Below are 246 nucleotides of genomic sequence, written 5' to 3'. Positions count from 1 at the left end.
ATAGTGTTCGGCATCCACGCCTGTGCCAAAATCCACTTTCACCATCTCGTATTTACCCAGTACCGCAGTAGGTGCCCAATAGTAACCAAACCAGGGCTCTTGCCGCTCATAGGCTTTGGCAATGGATGCCGCCAAACCGGCCCCTGAACCGGGATCCACCAGTTCAAAGCCTGAATCACCCAATTTGAGCGCGTCAAACAAATGCTCAGAGGTGATCTGGCAGGTCCAGCCAGCAGGGCACCCCAT

The 246-nt window shown here is 54.5% G+C and carries 1 protein-coding gene; it reads right to left on the bottom strand.

Annotated features, from left to right (window positions below):
- Positions 1-246, bottom strand: a 246-nt coding sequence (locus tag ACYP03_RS27460; protein WP_459782868.1) for a glycine betaine ABC transporter substrate-binding protein, incomplete at both ends; no start/stop codon positions are given.

The organism is Photobacterium sp. R1, from assembly GCF_054600795.1.
Note: the sequence above shows the minus strand (reverse complement) of the source record. Positions and strands in the feature narration are given on the sequence as shown.